Origin of the sequence: Pseudomonas sp. P4795, assembly GCF_048822895.1 — a bacterium.
In the GTDB taxonomy this organism is placed as follows: domain Bacteria; phylum Pseudomonadota; class Gammaproteobacteria; order Pseudomonadales; family Pseudomonadaceae; genus Aquipseudomonas.
The window spans coordinates 1-17444 of the sequence record NZ_JBMFBT010000005.1 but is presented as its reverse complement, the minus strand read 5'-3'; the positions used below and the strand labels follow the sequence as shown (position 1 = coordinate 17444).

At 59.6% G+C, this 17444-nt stretch carries 15 protein-coding genes and 1 pseudogene; 4 read left to right on the top strand and 12 right to left on the bottom strand.

Features of this window, described 5'->3' with window-relative positions; translation table 11 throughout:
- Positions 1-4 precede the first annotated feature (4 nt).
- The 3 genes from ACOI8A_RS15245 to ACOI8A_RS15235 form a co-directional block, all read right to left on the bottom strand.
- A complete protein-coding gene (locus tag ACOI8A_RS15245; RefSeq protein ID WP_420647146.1) occupies positions 5-958 on the bottom strand; it encodes an adenosine deaminase in 954 nt (317 codons plus the stop codon).
- 82 nt (positions 959-1040) lie between these two features.
- Entirely contained in the window at positions 1041-2006 is a 966-nt protein-coding gene (locus ACOI8A_RS15240) for a 2-oxoglutarate and iron-dependent oxygenase domain-containing protein (RefSeq protein WP_420647147.1), read from the bottom strand.
- Positions 2007-2181: 175 nt separating this feature from the next.
- A complete protein-coding gene (locus ACOI8A_RS15235; RefSeq protein ID WP_420647148.1) occupies positions 2182-3255 on the bottom strand; it encodes a BMP family ABC transporter substrate-binding protein in 1074 nt (357 codons plus the stop codon).
- A 275-nt stretch (positions 3256-3530) separates the two neighbouring features.
- Here ACOI8A_RS15235 and ACOI8A_RS15230 point away from each other — a divergent pair, with 275 nt between their 5' ends.
- Positions 3531-4622, top strand: coding sequence for a calcium:proton antiporter (locus tag ACOI8A_RS15230; protein WP_420647149.1), 1092 nt, complete (start codon positions 3531-3533; stop codon positions 4620-4622).
- Between the two features lie 103 nt (positions 4623-4725).
- On the opposite strand, the gene ACOI8A_RS15225 is transcribed toward ACOI8A_RS15230, so the two are convergent.
- From ACOI8A_RS15225 to ACOI8A_RS15215, 3 genes and pseudogenes are all read right to left on the bottom strand, one after another.
- Positions 4726-6084 carry an 8-oxoguanine deaminase gene (locus tag ACOI8A_RS15225; RefSeq protein ID WP_420647150.1) on the bottom strand — a complete coding sequence of 453 codons (1359 nt, stop codon included), beginning with the start codon at positions 6082-6084 and terminating at the stop codon, positions 4726-4728.
- A gap of 139 nt (positions 6085-6223) precedes the next feature.
- Positions 6224-6907: pseudogene (locus ACOI8A_RS15220) on the bottom strand (SDR family oxidoreductase).
- 25 nt (positions 6908-6932) lie between these two features.
- The gene (locus ACOI8A_RS15215) at positions 6933-7283 is read right to left on the bottom strand and encodes a MerR family transcriptional regulator (RefSeq protein ID WP_420647171.1); all 351 of its coding nucleotides are present in this window, start codon (positions 7281-7283) and stop codon (positions 6933-6935) included.
- 83 nt (positions 7284-7366) lie between these two features.
- Between ACOI8A_RS15215 and ACOI8A_RS15210 the strand changes: the two genes are divergently transcribed.
- Entirely contained in the window at positions 7367-7813 is a 447-nt protein-coding gene (locus ACOI8A_RS15210; protein WP_420647151.1) for a hypothetical protein, read from the top strand.
- Between the two features lie 58 nt (positions 7814-7871).
- Here ACOI8A_RS15210 and ACOI8A_RS15205 read toward each other — a convergent pair whose 3' ends face one another.
- The 6 genes from ACOI8A_RS15205 to ACOI8A_RS15180 all read right to left on the bottom strand — a co-directional run bounded on the left by ACOI8A_RS15205 (position 7872) and on the right by ACOI8A_RS15180 (position 14298).
- A complete protein-coding gene (locus tag ACOI8A_RS15205) occupies positions 7872-8798 on the bottom strand; it encodes an ABC transporter permease (protein WP_420647152.1) in 927 nt (308 codons plus the stop codon).
- The gene (locus ACOI8A_RS15200; protein ID WP_420647153.1) at positions 8798-9904 is read right to left on the bottom strand and encodes an ABC transporter permease; all 1107 of its coding nucleotides are present in this window, start codon (positions 9902-9904) and stop codon (positions 8798-8800) included. Before ACOI8A_RS15200 ends, ACOI8A_RS15205 begins: the two co-directional genes overlap by 1 nt.
- Before the next feature lie 11 nt (positions 9905-9915).
- Positions 9916-11475, bottom strand: coding sequence for an ABC transporter ATP-binding protein (locus tag ACOI8A_RS15195; RefSeq protein WP_420647154.1), 1560 nt, complete (start codon positions 11473-11475; stop codon positions 9916-9918).
- A 554-nt stretch (positions 11476-12029) separates the two neighbouring features.
- Positions 12030-12611: an IMPACT family protein gene (locus ACOI8A_RS15190; protein WP_420647155.1), complete on the bottom strand. Its 582-nt coding sequence runs from the start codon at positions 12609-12611 to the stop codon at positions 12030-12032.
- An 8-nt stretch (positions 12612-12619) separates the two neighbouring features.
- The gene (locus tag ACOI8A_RS15185; RefSeq protein WP_420647156.1) at positions 12620-13270 is read right to left on the bottom strand and encodes a TetR/AcrR family transcriptional regulator; all 651 of its coding nucleotides are present in this window, start codon (positions 13268-13270) and stop codon (positions 12620-12622) included.
- 107 nt (positions 13271-13377) lie between these two features.
- On the bottom strand, positions 13378-14298 hold the full coding sequence (locus ACOI8A_RS15180) for a LysR family transcriptional regulator (RefSeq protein WP_420647157.1): 921 nt from the start codon (positions 14296-14298) through the stop codon (positions 13378-13380).
- Positions 14299-14437: 139 nt separating this feature from the next.
- Between ACOI8A_RS15180 and ACOI8A_RS15175 the strand changes: the two genes are divergently transcribed.
- Together ACOI8A_RS15175 and ACOI8A_RS15170 are read left to right on the top strand one after the other, a co-directional pair.
- Complete coding sequence (locus ACOI8A_RS15175; protein ID WP_420647158.1) at positions 14438-15787, top strand: aspartate aminotransferase family protein; 1350 nt, start codon at positions 14438-14440, stop codon at positions 15785-15787.
- A 75-nt stretch (positions 15788-15862) separates the two neighbouring features.
- Positions 15863-17356, top strand: a complete 1494-nt coding sequence (locus ACOI8A_RS15170) for a CoA-acylating methylmalonate-semialdehyde dehydrogenase (RefSeq protein ID WP_420647159.1) — start codon at positions 15863-15865, stop codon at positions 17354-17356.
- The last annotated feature ends 88 nt before the right edge of the window (positions 17357-17444 follow it).

Here is a 17444-nt window from a genome sequence, read left to right as displayed (position 1 = left end):
GTGCTTACGGCTTGACCAGTCGCGCATCCAGGCTGTTCTGCGCCAGGCGTCTGGCCTGATCCTGGGTCATGCCCAAGTGCGTGTGCAGCGCGTGGAAGTTCTCGGTGACGTAACCGCCGAAGTACGCCGGGTCATCGGAATTGACCGTGACTTTCACACCGCGCTCGAGCATGTCGAGGATGTTGTGCTGGGACATGTGATCGAACACGCAGAGCTTGGTGTTCGACAGCGGGCACACGGTCAGCGGGATCTGCTCGTCGATGATGCGTTGCATCAGGCGTTCGTCTTCGATGGCGCGCACGCCATGGTCGATACGCTGGATTTTCAGCAGGTCGATGGCTTCCCAGATGTATTCCGGCGGGCCTTCTTCACCGGCGTGGGCCACGGTCAGGAAGCCTTCGTGACGCGCACGGTCGAACACACGCTGGAACTTGCTCGGCGGATGGCCCATCTCGGAGCTGTCGAGGCCGACGGCAACAAACGCATCGCGGAACGGCAGCGCCTGGTCGAGGGTTTTCTGCGCTTCGTCTTCGCTCAAATGGCGCAGGAAGCTCAGGATCAAACCGCTGGTGATGCCCAGTTGCTGCTCGCCATCCTTCAGTGCTGCGGCGATGCCGTTGAGTACCACTTCGAACGCAATGCCACGGTCGGTGTGGGTCTGCGGATCGAAGAACGGTTCGGTGTGGATCACGTTCTGTTCTTTACAGCGCAGCAGATACGCCCAGGTCAGGTCGTAGAAATCCTGCGAGGTACGCAGCACGTCGGCGCCCTTGTAGTACAGGTCGAGAAACTCTTGCAGATTGTTGAAGGCATAAGCCTTGCGCAGGGTTTCGACATCGTTCCACGGCAGAGCGATCTTGTTGCGTTCGGCCAGGGCGAACAACAGCTCTGGCTCAAGCGAGCCTTCGAGGTGCAGGTGCAGTTCAGCCTTGGGCAGGGCGTTCAGCCAGTCGTACATATTCTTTTCTCATCAGGTGCAGATGGCAGCCATTCTACAGATGCACGCAGAAACAATTGGCAAAACCTGACCAGACGATCCATCACGATGCTTGCTGCTCACGGCGATAGGCGTAGGTATCGGCGAAACGTGACAGCAGGAATTCAGCGCAGGTGGTGGTGGGATATTTCGCCGGATGCTCTGAGTCCTGGCAACCGGGCAGGCATTCTATGCGGGTGTCCGGATGCGGTTCGGCGAAGAACGGCATCGAGTAGCGGTCCACGCCCAGCGGGCTGATCACCCGATGCGGGGTCGAACGATATCGGTCGTTGCTCCAGCGCGCCATCATGTCGCCGAGGTTGACCACGAAGGTGCCATCGATCGGTGGTGCATCGATCCACTGATCGTTCACGTTCTTCACTTGCAGGCCGCCGGCGCTGTCCTGATACAGCAGCGTGATGCAGCCGTAGTCGGTGTGCGCGCCGGCGCCTTGCTGTTCGGCGGAGCTGGCGGTGTGGCGCGGCGGGTAATGGATCATGCGCAGGACGCTGACCGGCTGGTTGAAGCGGGTGTCGAAAAAGTCCGGTTCGATATTCAGCGCCAGGGTCATGGCCCGTAGCAAGGTTTGCGCGAGGGCCTGCATGTCGAGGTAATGCTGTTCCATCAGCGCTTCCCAACCTTCTTGGGCTGGATGACGGTTGGGACCGCGCAACGGTTTTTCCGACAGCACTTCGGGATGATCGGCCGGCAAGTGCAGGCCCATGTCGAAGGTTTCTTTCAGATCGCTGGGCTTGTCCGGGTCGAGTTGTTCGGTGGCGATGGCGCCGTACCCACGGTGATGGCGGGTCCGGGTGATGTCGATCTTGAGCTTTTCGGCGGCGGGCAGTGCGAAGAAGCGTTGCGCGTGGTCGAGCAGGGCGGCAATGCGCTGCGCTGAAATCGGATGACCCTTGATATAGAAGAAACCCCATTCGCGGCAGGCGTGGTCGATTTGGCTGGCGACCGAGTTCCACGCTTGTTGATCGTCACTGTAGAGCGGACTGATGTCGATGATGGGAAGACTGTTCATACGTTTTTCCTGAAGAAACACAGACTTGAGAACACCGAAGAACCCTGTGGGAGCTGGCTTGCCAGCGATGGCGGTCTACCAGACAACAATGATGTCGAATGTGATTGCCTCATCGCTGGCAAGTCGAATCGTCGCACCGCAGCTCCCACAGGGTCGAGGTGTGTTTTGGGGAGATTTACTTCGGCATCTCAGCCTTCATCCCTTCCACGTAATAGTTCATCGACGCCAGCTCCGCATTCGTCGCACTCACGCCCGCGGGGATTTTCTCGACCCCGGCCTGATCCTTGATCGGCCCGGTAAACGGTTGCAACGCGCCACTTTTGATATCGGCAATCATCTGCTCGGCCTCGGCTTTCACCGGCGCCGGCACCAGATCGCTGATCGGCAGTTCAACCGTACCTTCCTTCAGCCCGCCCCAGTAATCCTGGGATTTCCAGCTGTGGTCGATCACGCTTTGCGTGGCCTGAATGTAGTGCGGCGCCCAGTCGTTGACGATCGAAGTCAGCACCGCTTTCGGCCCGAAGTGCGCCATGTCCGAGGCGTAACCCACCGCGTATACGCCACGTCGTTCGGCCGCCTGAATCGGCGCCGGGCTGTCGGTGTGCTGGAACACCACGTCCACGCCTTGATCGATCAGCGCGTTGGCGGCGTCGGCTTCCTTGCCCGGATCGAACCACGAGTTGACCCACACCACTTTGATCTCGGTGCCGGGGTTGTATTTGTTCAGGGCCAGTTGAATGGCGTTGATGTCGCGGATCACTTCCGGGATCGGGAACGAGGCGACGTAGCCGATCTTCTTGGTCTTGGTCATCTTCGCTGCGAGGAAACCGCCGACGTATCGGCCTTCGTATGTGCGTGCGAGGTAGGTGCCGAGGTTCTTGTCCTGCTTGTAACCGGTGGCGTGCTCGAAGGTGACTTTGGGGAATTGCTTGGCGACTTTCAGCGTCGGGTTCATGTAGCCGAAGGACGTGGTGAAGATCAGGTCGTACTTATCCTTGGCCATGTTGCGGATCACCCGCTCGGCATCCGCGCCTTCGGCGACGTTCTCCACGTAGTTGGTGGTGATCTGCGCGCCGAACTTTTCCGCCAGCGCCTTGCGCCCCTGTTCATGCTGATACGTCCAGCCATGGTCGCCGATGGGGCCGATGTAGACGAAGCCGACTTTCAGCGGGTCGGCGGCAGCGGCGCTCAGACTTATCCCCAGGCCAATGGCGGCGCACAGCAGTTTGTGCAGCGGACGTATTTGCATGAAATCGAACTCCCTTTTTTTGTGTGTGGACAGGGCAATGCAAATTGCTGACCAACAGGACAACAAAGCCAAAGCTCGCAGCCTTCGGCAGCTCCTACAGGGGGACGCCGATCAAATGTAGGAGCTGCCGAAGGCTGCGAGCTTTTCCATGTCAGAACCAATCCAGTGCAACTGAAGGAACTCAAGCCATCGACTGGTGCGCTAATGTGTAACGAAACGTTAGCGCCGCGCCGCAGTCAGTAGCTCATTCCTCTTCTCGGCAAAAAAGGCCCGCCATGTTCTCGATTCTCAAGCAAGAAAGCTTTCTGTTGCTGGCCCTGCTAGCCGCCATCGTTGCCTATCCACTGGAACACTGGTTGCTGCACACCGGCCAGATCGTTGCGCTGACCGGCGGCCTGGTGCTGATCGCCTTCATCGTCGCCGCATCGATGCGCGTCGCCCACCACGCCGAACTGCTCGCGGAAAAAGTCGGCGATCCCTACGGCACGATGATCCTGACCCTCGCCGCCGTGCTGGTGGAGGTGGTGATCCTGGCGATCATGATGAGCAACGAAGCCTCGCCGACGCTGGTGCGCGACACGATCTATTCAGCGGTGATGCTCGACATCAACGGCATCCTCGGCCTGGCCGCGCTGATGGGCGGGATCAAGCATGGCGAGCAGTCCTACAACGACGATTCGGCGCGCAGCTACAGCGTGATGATCCTCACCGCCATGGGCGTGTCGATGGTGGTGCCGGAGTTCATCCCCGAAGCCAACTGGAAGATTTATTCCGCGTTCACCATTGGTGCAATGGTGGTGCTTTACGCGTTGTTTCTGCGGATGCAGGTCGGGCCGCACAGCTACTTTTTCAGCTACAGCTACCCGGACAAACGCCGCAAGAAAGAGCCGCAAGACGCTGAGCAGAAATCACCCAGTATTGGTCTGTCGATCGGCATTCTTGTGTTTGGCATTGTGGTGATCGGCGCGTTGGCCGAGGTGATGTCCAAAACCCTCGATCTGGGTCTGGAGGGCACGGGTGCTCCGCCGGTGATCACGGCGATTCTGGTGGCGGCGATCTCGGCAGCACCGGAGATTCTCACGGCATTGCGCGCAGCCTTGGCCAACCGCATGCAATCGGTGGTCAATATCGCCATGGGCGCGTCATTGTCGACGGTGATCCTGACGGTGCCGGTGATGGAAGCGATGGCGCTGTACACCGGCCAGCCGTTTCAAATGGCGATGACCCCGGTGCAGACGGTGATGATCTTCCTGACGTTGATCGTCAGCGCAATCAACTTGAATGACGGCGAGACCAATGCCATCGAAGGCATGACGCACTTTGTGTTGTTTGCGACGTTTATCATGCTGTCGCTTTTAGGTTTGTAAAAGCATCGCGGGCAAGCCCGCTCCCACAGGGGTCTGTGTTAACCACAAATTTTGTAATCGACGCGGACACTGTGGGAGCGGGCTTGCCCGCGATGGCGTCAGATCAGTCGCCTGCGATCAACTGTCGAGCAGCCTGGCTGTGATCAGCAATCAGGCCTTTCAGATCCAGCCCTTCAACCTGGCCGTCAACCACGCGCCACTTGCCGCCAATCATCACCCGATCCGCACGATCAGCGCCGCACAGCAGCAGCGCCGAAATCGGGTCATGGCTGCCGGAGAAGCGCAGCTCATCCAGCTTGAACAACGCCAGATCCGCCTGCTTCCCGACCGCCAGTTCACCGATATCGGTGCGGCCCAGCAGACTCGCCGAACCTTTGGTCGCCCAGCCAAGCACACGTTCTGGAGTGATTTTTTCAGCACCGTAACGCAGGCGCTGGATGTACAACGCCTGGCGCGCTTCGAGGATCATGTTCGACGCATCGTTCGACGCCGAACCGTCCACACCCAAACCGAACAATGCGCCGGCATCGGTCAGGTCGATACTCGGGCAGATGCCGGAAGCGAGGCGCATGTTCGAACTCGGGCAATGGCAGATGCCGGTGCCGGCCGCGCCGAGGCGGGCGATTTCGTCGGGGTTGAAGTGGATGCCATGGGCCAGCCAGGTGCGCGGGCCGAGCCAGCCGACGCTGTCCAGATAATCCACGGTACGCAGGCCGAAGCGCTGCAGGCAGAAATCTTCCTCGTCGAGGGTTTCGGCGAGGTGGGTGTGCAGGCGCACATCGAGCTTGTTTGCCAGTTCGGCGCTGGCCGACATGATTTCCGGAGTCACCGAGAACGGCGAGCACGGTGCCAGAGCGATCTGGATTTGCGCGCCGTCACCACGCTCGTGGTACTCGTGAATCAACCGCTGGCTGTCGTCGAGAATCACCGAACCTTCCTGCACGGTTTGCTGCGGTGGCAAGCCGCCGTCCTTCTCGCCGAGGCTCATTGAGCCACGGGTGAGCATGGCGCGCATGCCCAGTTCACGCACGGTTTCGACTTGCACGTCGATGGCGTTTTCCAGACCGTCCGGGAACAAATAATGGTGATCAGCAGCGGTGGTGCAGCCGGACAGCAGCAACTCGGCGAGCGCGACTTTGGTGGCGAGGGCAAGTTTTTCCGGGGTCAGCCGTGCCCACACCGGGTACAGGGTTTTCAGCCACGGGAACAACGGCTGATTGACCACCGGCGCCCAGGCGCGGGTCAGGGTTTGATAGAAGTGGTGATGGGTGTTGATCAGGCCGGGCAGGATCACATGCTCGCGGGCATCGAACACTGCGTTGCACGGTGCGGACGGTTGTTGACCGAGGCCGAGCACTTCGACGATCACACCGTCTTGCACAACCAGACCGCCACGGGCATCAAGCGCGTTGGCCGTAAAAATGGCGAGGGGATTTTTTAACCAGGTACGGGTCGCAGGCATTGTGGCCGGCTCCTCTGAAAGTTGGGTTCAGGGTTGCCAGCTCAGTGTTGCCCTGTCTGCTGATCCAGGGTCGCCGCGAAGGACGAGGCGCGCAGTTTCAAACAAATCGCCATCGCGGGCAAGCCCAACCCGACCGGTGTTACCAGGGAATGGTCTCGCCTTTGTAATTGACGAAGTGATGGCCGCCCTTGCCGGCAAACGCATTCACCTGATCGACCAGACCGCGGGTGCTGGTCTCGACGTCGATGTCTGCACCTTCACCGCCCATATCAGTCTTCACCCAACCCGGATGCAGCGACAGTACGGTGAGTTTTTGCTCGCCCAACTGCGTGACGAAACTGTTGGTCATCGAATTCAGCGCAGCCTTGCTTGCCTTTTACAGCGCCAGTTCCGGCGCGTCGGGCATGGTCACGCTGCCGAGCACCGAGCTCATGAACGCCAGCACACCGCTGCCTTCACGAATTTGCCCGGCAAAGCGCTGCGCCAGATTGATCGGCGCCACCGCGTTGGTGAAAAACAACTGGCCGACTTCTGCCAGCGTTGCACCGCCCGGCGTCTGTACATCCGGGCCTTTGACTCCGGCGTTGACGAACAGCAGATCAAACGTGAAACCTTTGAGTTGTTGGGCGAGAGCGATCACTGCTTGCTGATCGTCCATGTCGAGTTTCTCGATCTGCACCTTGCCCAGCGCTTGCAGCGCCTCGGCGTGCGCAGGGTTGCGCACCGTGGCGGTGACTTGCCAGCCGTCGGCGAGCAAGGTTTTCACCAGACCCAGGCCAAGGCCCCGCGAGGCGCCAATGATCAATGCATGCTTTGGAGACATGAGGGGATTCCTTGAAAGTGAACGATCATGGATTCAATGGACAGCTTTGACCGAGCCGTTGCTGCAACTCGTGACGCAGCTCGCCGAGTTCTGCCATACGAGTTTCGATCAGTTTGAGCTTGTCTTGCAGCAATTGCGTGACGGCGCTGTCCGGGTTCGGCGATTGCCACAACGCGGCGACGCTGCTGCCGATCTCGCCGAGGGTAAAGCCCAGACGCTGCGCAGTCTTGATGTAGAGCACAAGTTGCACCATCTCCGGCGGGTAGTCGCGATAACCGTTGGCCGAGCGCTGCGCCGCGATTAGTCCGCGCTGTTCATAGAAGCGCAAAGTGTCGCGGCTGACCGCGCTGGCCTGGGCTAACTCACCGATGCGCATGCTGGACATCTCGAAAGTGTTTGACCCTGGAGCATACTCCAGGCTTTAGCGTAGGTGCTCCTTGAATTTCTGGAGCATGGACGATGTGGACTTCAACGCAATATCGCAATCTGGTGCGCGGCAGTGCCTGGTATGACTTGCTCGTGACGGCGGCGTTTGTCACGCCTTGGAGTTTTGCTGCGTTACATGGGGTATTGACTGCGGTCAGTCAGGCGCTGGACTTGCCGGGTGATTTGCCGGCGTTTGAACCGCTGTATATGTTGATGGCCAATCTGTTGGGGTCGGTGGTGTGTGTCTGGGCGGTGCTGCGGATTCGAGATCCGCAGCAGCTTTATGGCCGGTACGACGCGGTGGCGCGGTTTCTGTTCGCAGCATGGCAAGCGTATGCCCTGGCCCATGGCGCCAGTTCATTGCTGGCGGTTTTCCTGTTGTTTGAACTGGCGTGGGGCATTGCACAGGTGTTGCCTGTCAGGAACCCATCGCTGGCAAGCCAGCTCCCACAGTGTCCGGGTCGTAGACAAAACTTGTGATCACCGCTGTACCTGTGGGAGCTGGCTTGCCAGCGATGGGGCCAGTGAAATCAACGCCCTAACGCCCGGACTGCCACGGCTGCCCCAACGACACCGGCGCATACAACCGCGTACGCAACGCATCGCGCGACAACAGCACCAGCACCAGAATAGTCGCGACATACGGCAGCATCGCCAGCAGACTCGACGGAATCGCCAGCCCCAACCCCTGCGCCACCAGGTGCAGGATGCTGGCGAGGCCAAACAAATAGGCGCCGAGCAACAAGCGCCCGACGCGCCAACTGGCGAACACCACCAGCGCCAAGGCTATCCAGCCGCGCCCGGCGGTCATGTTCTCAGCCCACATCGGCGTGTACGCCAGCGACAGATACGCCCCGGCTAACCCGGCCATCGCCCCGCCAAACAACACCGCCAAGGTGCGCACCAGCAGCACCGGCAAACCCATGGCACTCGCCGCATCCGGATTTTCGCCGACCGCTTGAATGATCAGCCCGACACGGCTTTTCACCACTACCCACGCCACCAATGCAAACAGCGCGAACGACAGATACACCAGCAGATCCTGAGCAAACAGCATCCGCCCGATCAGCGGGATTTCGCTCAACAAAGGAATCGCAATCGGCTCGAACCCTGCCAGCGGTTTACCCACCCACGCCGCGCCGACAAAAGTCGACAACCCGACGCCAAAAATTGTCAGCGCCAGCCCGGTGGCGACTTGATTGGCATTGAAAACCAGCGCGACCAAGGCAAACAGCGACGACAACAGCATCCCGGCCAACATCGCCAACAACACGCCGAGCCACAGATTGCCGCTGCTGAACGCGACGATAAAACCGATCACCGCGCCGAACAGCATCATGCCTTCCTGACCGAGATTGAGCACACCGCTCTTCTCGCAGATCAACTCCCCCAACGCCACTAACAACAGCGGCGTGCCGCAACGCACCATGGCGTAGAAAATATTGCTCAGCAGATCGATGTCCATCACAGCGCTCCGGCGGTTACGGGAGTGGCAGCAGGGCGGCGCGCCCAACGCAGGTTCAGGCGCGGGCGATAAACAATCAGCACGTCACACGCGAGCAGGAAAAACAGCATCATTCCCTGAAACAACTGGGTGATCGCTTGCGGCAGATTCAAGGTCATCTGCGCGCTCTCGCCGCCGATGTACAGCAGCGCCATCAACAGACTGGAAAACAGAATGCCGATCGGATTGAGCCTGCCGAGAAACGCCACGGTGATTGCCGCGTAGCCATAGCCCGGCGAAACCTGCGGCACCAACTGACCTATCGGGCCGGTGACTTCGCAGACCCCGGCCAATCCCGCCAAACCACCGCTGATCAACAGCGCCAGCCAGATCAGACGCTTCTCGCGAAAGCCGACAAACCCCGCTGCGCGTTTATCCAGCCCGAGTACTTTGATCTGGAAACCGACAAAGCTTTTCTGCAACAACACCCACACTGCGACCAAAGCGAGCAGGGCGAAATACACCCCGGCGTGCACCCGGCCATCCTCCATCAGTAGCGGCAAGCGACTGGCGTCGCCGAACATCGCCGACTCGGGAAAATTGAAACCGGCCGGATCTTTTAACGGCCCGTGTACGCAGAACAGCAGCAGATTCAGCGCGATGTAATTGAGCATGATGCTGGTCAGGATTTCGTTGGCGTTGAAACCTGTGCGCAACCACGCGGTCAGCCCGGCCCACGCGGCACCGGCGAAGGTGCCGGTGAGCAGGATCAACACCAGCGCCCAGCGGCTCTGCATGTCGATGATGTTCACCGCCAGCGCACTGCCGGCCAAAGCGCCAAGGAGTAACTGTCCTTCGGCGCCAATGTTCCAGATGCGTGCCTGATACGCCACCGCCAGACCCAACGCGCAGAGCAGAATCGGCAACGCCTTGACCAACAATTCGGACACGCCATACAGATCGCTGACCGGCGCGATCAACAAGGTGTGCAAGGTTTGCAGCGGATCGTGACCGAGGGCGAAAAACAGCAGCGAGCCGCAACCAAGGGTCAGCAGCGCCGCCAGCAGGGGCGAGCACCAGAGCATCAGGCGCGATTGACGGCCCCGGGGTTCGAGGGAAAGCAGCATGGGGAACTCCGTTAAACCGTCGCGTGGGAATGAGAACTGCCGAACTGGCCGGCCATCCAGCCGCCAACATCGCTGAGTTGCGTATCTGTCGTGGCTTGCAATGCCGACAGGCGCCCGGCGCACAGCGCGCCGAGGCGGTCGCTGATCTGGAACAGTTCGTCGAGGTCTTCGGAGATCACCAGAATCGCCGCGCCAGCATCGCGCAAGGCGATCAGTGCGCGGTGAATGGTCGCCGCCGCTCCAACATCCACGCCCCAGGTGGGATGCGCGGCGATCAGCAATTTCGGTTGCTGGAGGATTTCCCGACCGAGGATGAATTTCTGCAAGTTGCCACCGGACAGACTGCGCGCGGCGGTTTGTGTGTCCGGAGTTTTCACGCCGAAGCGCTGGATGATCTGTTCGGCAAGCGCTTCGACTTTGCCGCGCCGGATCAGACCGTGGCTGACCAGGCCTTGTTGAAAAGCCGTGAGCAGGGCGTTATCGGCCAGGCTCAACTCAGGCACTGCGCCGTGGCCGAGGCGCTCGGCGGGGACGAACGCCAGACCGAGTTTGCGCCGCGCATCCGGGCGTAAATTGCCCACTGCCTGGCCATTGAAACTGATGGTCGGCGCAGCTTCGCGTGGCAGGGTTTGCTCGCCGCTGAGCAGCGCGAGCAATTCGTCCTGCCCATTACCCGCGACGCCTGCGATGCCGACGATTTCGCCGCTGCGCACCTGCAAGTCGATATCGCTGAGCGAGCAGCCGAACGGATCCGGGTTGTGCCTGCTCAACCCGCTGACCTGCAAAAACGGCGCGCCGCCGTCGACCTTCGGAAAGTCACCAATCATCGCCGCCGCTTCACCGACCATCATTTGCGCCAGCTCACGATCCGAGCAATCAGATGGCACGCAATGCCCTGCGACCCGCCCGCCGCGCAGCACCGTGGCGCTGTGACACAAGGCGCGCACTTCACCAAGCTTGTGGCTGATAAACAGGATGCTGCAACCCTCGGCCGCGAGTCGGCGCAGGGTCACGAACAATTCGTCGGCCTCTTGTGGCGTCAGCACCGAGGTCGGTTCGTCGAGGATCAGCAGACGAATGTCCTGCATCAGGCAGCGAATGATTTCCACCCTTTGCCGCTCGCCGATCGACAGACTGTGGACAAGTCGTTCCGGCTCCAGCGCCATGCCGTAGCGCCGCGAGACTTCGCGAATTTTTGGTTCAAGCTGTTTCGGCGTACCGGCCGCCGCGCCCATTGCCAGCGCAATGTTCTGCGCCACGCTCAAGGTTTCGAACAGCGAGAAATGCTGGAACACCATACCGATCCCCAACTGCCGCGCCTGGGCCGGATTGCGCATGTTCACCCGTTGACCCTGCCAAAGAATTTCGCCGGCATCGGCTTGAGTCACGCCGTAGATGATCTTCATCAGCGTGCTTTTGCCTGCACCATTTTCCCCGAGCAGAGCGTGGATTTCACCGGGCGCGATGCTCAGGTCGATGGCGTCATTGGCCAGACATCCGGGATAGCGTTTGCTGATATGGCGCAGTTGCAGGCGCGGGATCGGGTCTGCATTGGTAGAGGAGATCGGCATGACAGGCTCGGCTGCTTGGAGTTATGCCTGTGGATAAAGCAATTTCCTGGCCATTGAGTCAGGAACGCCGGCAGACACTGATCGCCCGAGCCTGATGCAGAGCTTTCGCAGTTAGTTGCGCACGATACCGAGCACCACTTGAGGGCGAAGCCGTTGATCAGGCTCCAGTTTTGCCCGCGTGCAACTGATCAAAAAACGAGCAACTGCGCCGGAGCTATACACAACCTGCGACTGCGCCAGTCATGAACGGGTTATCCACAGGTTGCTCCACAGTATTTGTGCGCAACATGAACCACTGGGTATAAGCGCTGTGGTGCTTTCTTCTAATGGTGCTAAACGGGGATAACTCATTGTTTATACGAAAAAATTACAGGTGGCATGAACGATTGAGCGAAAAATGAACAATTCGCGCAAAGCCGCATGACAGAAGGGTTACAGCGGTATGTGCTCAGGTTATCCACAGCCGGGTGCACAGCGGATGTGGGCAATTTGTTTCAGTTGTAATTTTTGCCGTGCCCTAAAAGATCGCAGCGTGCCGCAGCTCCTACTTTGTTCTAGCGCTGCAGCAAAATCCGCCCACGGCTCAAATCGGCCAATTGGCTTTGCAACAAATCGATGTGCGCTTCACCGACCGCCAACTGCAACTCGACGCCGTTGGCCGTGAAGTTTTCCTCCACCACCAACCCACCCAAATCCGCGACCCGCAACTTGACCAACGGCAGCTCGGCGAACCCACACGCGCAACTCAACGGCACCCGACTGATCAACTCGACCTTTGCCGCCGCTTGCAGGCACTTGTTGGCGCCGCCGCCGTAAGCGCGGGCCAGTCCGCCAGTGCCCAGTTGAATGCCGCCGTACCAGCGAATCACCAGCACCGCGACCTGATCGCAATCCTGTGCTTCGATAGCCGCCAGAATCGGTCGGCCCGCTGTGCCGCCGGGTTCGCCATCGTCGCTGCTGCGGTACTGCGCACCGAGTTTCCACGCCCAGCAATTGTGCGTGGCGTTCAAATCGCTGTGCTGATCGAAGAACGCCTGCGCATCGGCAGGACTGGCGATTGGCGCTGCGAAGGTGATGAAGCGGCTTTTGCGAATCTCTTCGCGGTATTCGCAAAAGTCGCTGAGGGTGAATGGCATAACGCGTCTTATATAGAAGGAGTGAGGCCGCAGCCTTTGAGGATGATGCGGATCAGGTTGTCGCCGGCGTCTTGCATGTCCTGCTTGGTCAACTTGCTGCGACCGCTGACGCGGCATATCTGCGTGGCGAAGTCAGCGTAATGCTGAGTGCTGCCCCACAGCAGAAAGATCAGGTGCACCGGGTCGACCGGGTCCATTTTGCCTGCGTCGATCCATGCCTGAAACACACCGGCGCGGCCTTGGAACCAGGCGCGGTAGTCCTGATTGAAATATTCGGTCAGGCATTCGCCGCCGCTGATCACTTCCATCGCGAAAATGCGCGAGGCTTGCGGCTGACGCCGGGAGAATTCCATCTTGGCGCGGATGTAGCGGCTCAGCGCTTCGGCTGGATCGTCCTCGGCGGTGAGGGTGTTGAAGGTGCTGTCCCACAACTCGATGATATTGCTCAGCACCGCCACGTACAACCCGAGTTTGTTGGTGAAGTAATAATGCAGGTTCGCCTTGGGCAACCCGGCCTTCACGGCGATGGTGTTCATGCTGGTGCCTTTGTACCCGTGACGAGCGAACTCGTCTTCGGCGGCTTTGATGATGGTCTCTTCGTTCTTCTGACGAATGCGGCTGGCGGGTTTGCCGCCGTGAGCTGGGACTTCAAAGGTCATAGGCACTTCCGGGTTTGTCTGTGGGTGCAACCAGATGCGTTGATAGCGCACCCACCGTTTTACGACAAGTCCCGATACGATAAATCGTTACGCCTGTTCGATCTTGTTCAGCGAGTGGCCGCCAGACTCTCCAGAAAACTTTCCAGCACCAAATGTGGGCGTCGGCCCTTGCGTGTGACCGATGCGAGGCTCAGATCATAAAACCGCGTATTCGCCTTGAGCGCACGCAAGCGCCCCTGTTGCACCCAGAGGCTGGCGTAGTGATCCGGGAGATAGCCGATGTAGCGCCCGGTCAGAATCAGAAACGCCATGCCTTCGCGGTCAGAGGCACTGGCGGTGCAGTTCAGCGCCTGATAGTGCGCCTGAATATCCGCCGGCAACCGGAAGGTCGGGGCAATCGCGTCCTGACTGTTCAGGCGCTCGTCATCCAGTTGTTTGTCATCGACATAAAACAGCGGATGGCCGACCGCGCAATACAGCAGTGAGCGCTCGCTATACAACGGCTGATATTCCAGGCCCGAAAGCGCACTGGCCTGCGGCACTACGCCTACATGCAGGCGACCGTCGAGCACGCCTTGCTCGACTTCATTCGGCGCGATCATGCGGATCTGGATCTGCACATCCGGCCCGCGCTCCTTCAACTGGGCGAGGGCGTGGGTGATGCGCATGTGCGGCAGGGTGACCAGGTTATCGGTGAGGCCGATGATCAACTCGCCGCGCAAATGCTGGTGCAGACCGTTGACCTCGGTGCGGAAACTTTCCAGCGCACTTAATAGTTGCAGCGCCGATTGGTAAACCTCACGACCTTCCTCGGTCAGGGAAAAACCGGCGCGCCCGCGCTGGCACAGGCGCAGACCGAGACGCTGTTCCAGATCGCTCATTTGCTGGCTGATCGCCGAACGGCCGATGCCGAGCACGGTTTCCGCCGCCGAGAAGCCGCCGCTTTCCACCACGCTGCGAAAGATCCGCAGCAAGCGGATATCAAAGTCGCTGACCTGGGCCAGTGGATCGGGGCGGCGGGTGCTCATGGCTTCTCGGCTTAATGTTTAGTCAGGTACTAACTAAAGGTTAGAAGAGTTGGATTTCACCGACTTTATCGGCGTGGCAACTTAGCCGCAACAACGACTTTTAGCTCCCTGTCGCTTTCTGCCCTGCGAGGTTTTGTAAATGAACATGCCCGAGAACGCTCCGTCTTCACTGGCCAGCCAACTGAAACTGGACGCGCACTGGATGCCGTACACCGCGAACCGCAACTTCCAGCGCGATCCGCGACTGATTGTGGGTGCCGAGGGCAGTTGGTTGATCGACGACAAGGGGCGCAGGGTTTACGACTCGCTGTCCGGTCTGTGGACTTGCGGCGCCGGGCACACTCGCAAGGAGATTCAGGAAGCGGTTTCCAAGCAATTGGGCACTTTGGATTACTCGCCGGGCTTCCAGTATGGCCATCCGCTGTCGTTCCAGTTGGCAGAGAAAATCACCGACCTGACGCCGGGCAATCTGAATCACGTGTTCTTCACCGACTCCGGCTCCGAGTGCGCCGATACAGCGGTGAAAATGGTCCGTGCCTACTGGCGGTTGAAGGGCCAGGCGACCAAAACCAAAATGATCGGTCGTGCCCGTGGTTATCACGGCGTGAACATCGCCGGCACCAGCCTCGGCGGCGTCAACGGCAACCGCAAGCTGTTCGGTCAGTCGATGATGGATGTCGATCACCTGCCGCATACCTTGCTGGCGAGCAATGCGTTCTCCCGTGGCATGCCGGAGCAGGGCGGTATCGCTTTGGCCGATGAGCTGCTGAAGCTGATCGAGCTGCATGACGCGTCGAACATCGCAGCTGTATTCGTTGAACCGATGGCCGGTTCAGCGGGCGTGCTGGTTCCGCCACAGGGTTACCTCAAGCGTCTGCGCGAGATCTGTGATCAGCACAACATCCTGCTGGTGTTCGACGAAGTGATCACCGGTTTTGGCCGTACCGGCTCGATGTTCGGCGCCGACAGTTTTGGCGTGACACCGGACCTGATGTGCATCGCCAAGCAAGTCACCAACGGCGCGATTCCGATGGGCGCGGTGATTGCCAGCTCCGAGATCTATAAGACGTTCATGAATCAGCCGACGCCTGAATACGCAGTGGAATTTCCTCACGGCTACACCTATTCCGCGCACCCGGTGGCCTGCGCCGCTGGCCTGGCTGCACTCGACCTGCTGCAAAAAGAAAACCTGGTGCAGAGCGTGGCCGAAGTCGCGCCGCATTTCGAAAATGCGTTGCACGGTCTGAAAGGCTCGAAGAACGTTATCGACATTCGTAACTACGGCCTCGCCGGTGCGATCCAGATTGCCGGTCGTGACGGCGACGCGATCGTGCGTCCATTCGAAGCCGGTATGGCGCTGTGGAAGGCCGGGTTCTACGTGCGTTTCGGCGGTGACACCCTGCAGTTCGGCCCAACTTTCAACAGCAAGCCGCAAGACCTGGATCGTCTGTTCGACGCGGTCGGCGAAGTGCTGAACAAGATCGACTGATTTTCCTTCTATCTATACCTACAAAAACGGGCACTCCCCGACGGGTGCCCGTGGACAAGAATTCAGGAGTTTTCGATGAGCGTTATTCCGCATTTGATCAATGGCGAACTGGTGACCGAGAACGGTCGCTCGGTTGATGTGTTCAACCCGTCTACCGGTCAAGCGATCCATAAACTGCCGCTGGCCAGCCGCGAAACCATTCAAAGCGCCATCGATGCCGCCAAGGCTGCGTTCCCGGCCTGGCGCAACACACCGCCGGCCAAACGTGCGCAGGTGATGTTCCGTTTCAAGCAACTGCTGGAGCAGAACGAAGCGCGCATCGCGCAATTGATCAGCGAAGAACATGGCAAGACGCTGGAAGACGCTGCTGGTGAACTGAAGCGCGGCATCGAGAACGTCGAGTTCGCCTGCGCCGCTCCGGAAATCCTCAAGGGCGAGTACAGCCGCAACGTCGGCCCGAACATCGATGCCTGGTCGGACTTCCAGCCGTTGGGCGTGGTTGCCGGTATCACCCCGTTCAATTTCCCGGCGATGGTGCCGTTGTGGATGTATCCACTGGCAATCGTCTGCGGTAACTGCTTCATCCTCAAGCCATCCGAACGTGATCCAAGTTCGACGCTGCTGATCGCACAGCTGCTGATCGAGGCTGGTCTGCCCAAAGGCGTGATGAGCGTGGTACACGGCGACAAGACTGCAGTGGACGCGCTGATCGAAGCGCCGGAAGTCAAAGCGCTGAGCTTCGTTGGCTCGACGCCGATTGCCGAGTACATCTACGCCGAAGGCACCAAGCGCGGCAAACGCGTGCAGGCACTCGGTGGCGCGAAGAACCATGCGGTGCTGATGCCGGATGCGGATCTGGATAATGCGGTCAGCGCGCTGATGGGTGCGGCTTACGGTTCTTGTGGTGAGCGCTGCATGGCGATCTCGGTGGCCGTGTGTGTTGGTGACCAAGTGGCGGATGCGCTGGTAGCGAAGTTGGTGCCGCAGATCAAAGCGCTGAAAATCGGTGCGGGCACTTCCTGTGGTCTGGACATGGGGCCGCTGGTTACCGGTCAGGCGCGGGACAAGGTCAGCGGTTATGTCGAAGACGGCGTGACGGCGGGCGCGACCCTGGTGGTCGATGGTCGCGGTCTGAGCGTGGCGGGGCATGAAGAAGGCTTCTTCCTCGGTGGCTGCCTGTTCGACCACGTCACCCCGGAGATGCGCATCTATAAAGAAGAGATCTTCGGGCCAGTGCTGTGTGTCGTTCGGGTGAACAGCCTGGAAGAGGCGATGCAACTGATCAACGATCACGAATACGGTAATGGCACCTGCATCTTTACCCGTGACGGTGAAGCGGCGCGGTTGTTCTGCGACGAGATCGAAGTTGGTATGGTTGGGGTCAACGTGCCGTTGCCGGTCCCAGTGGCTTATCACAGCTTCGGCGGCTGGAAGCGTTCGCTGTTTGGCGACTTGCATGCTTATGGGCCGGATGGTGTGCGCTTCTACACCCGGCGCAAGGCAATCACCCAGCGCTGGCCGCAACGTGCGAGCCATGAGGCTTCGCAGTTCGCCTTCCCTTCTCTATAAGTAGAGGAGGGCAGAAGGCCGACCTCTATAGGTCGGCCTTCGTGTTTTCAGGGGTTTTTGACCTTTGTGACAGAAATATGAAAATAGC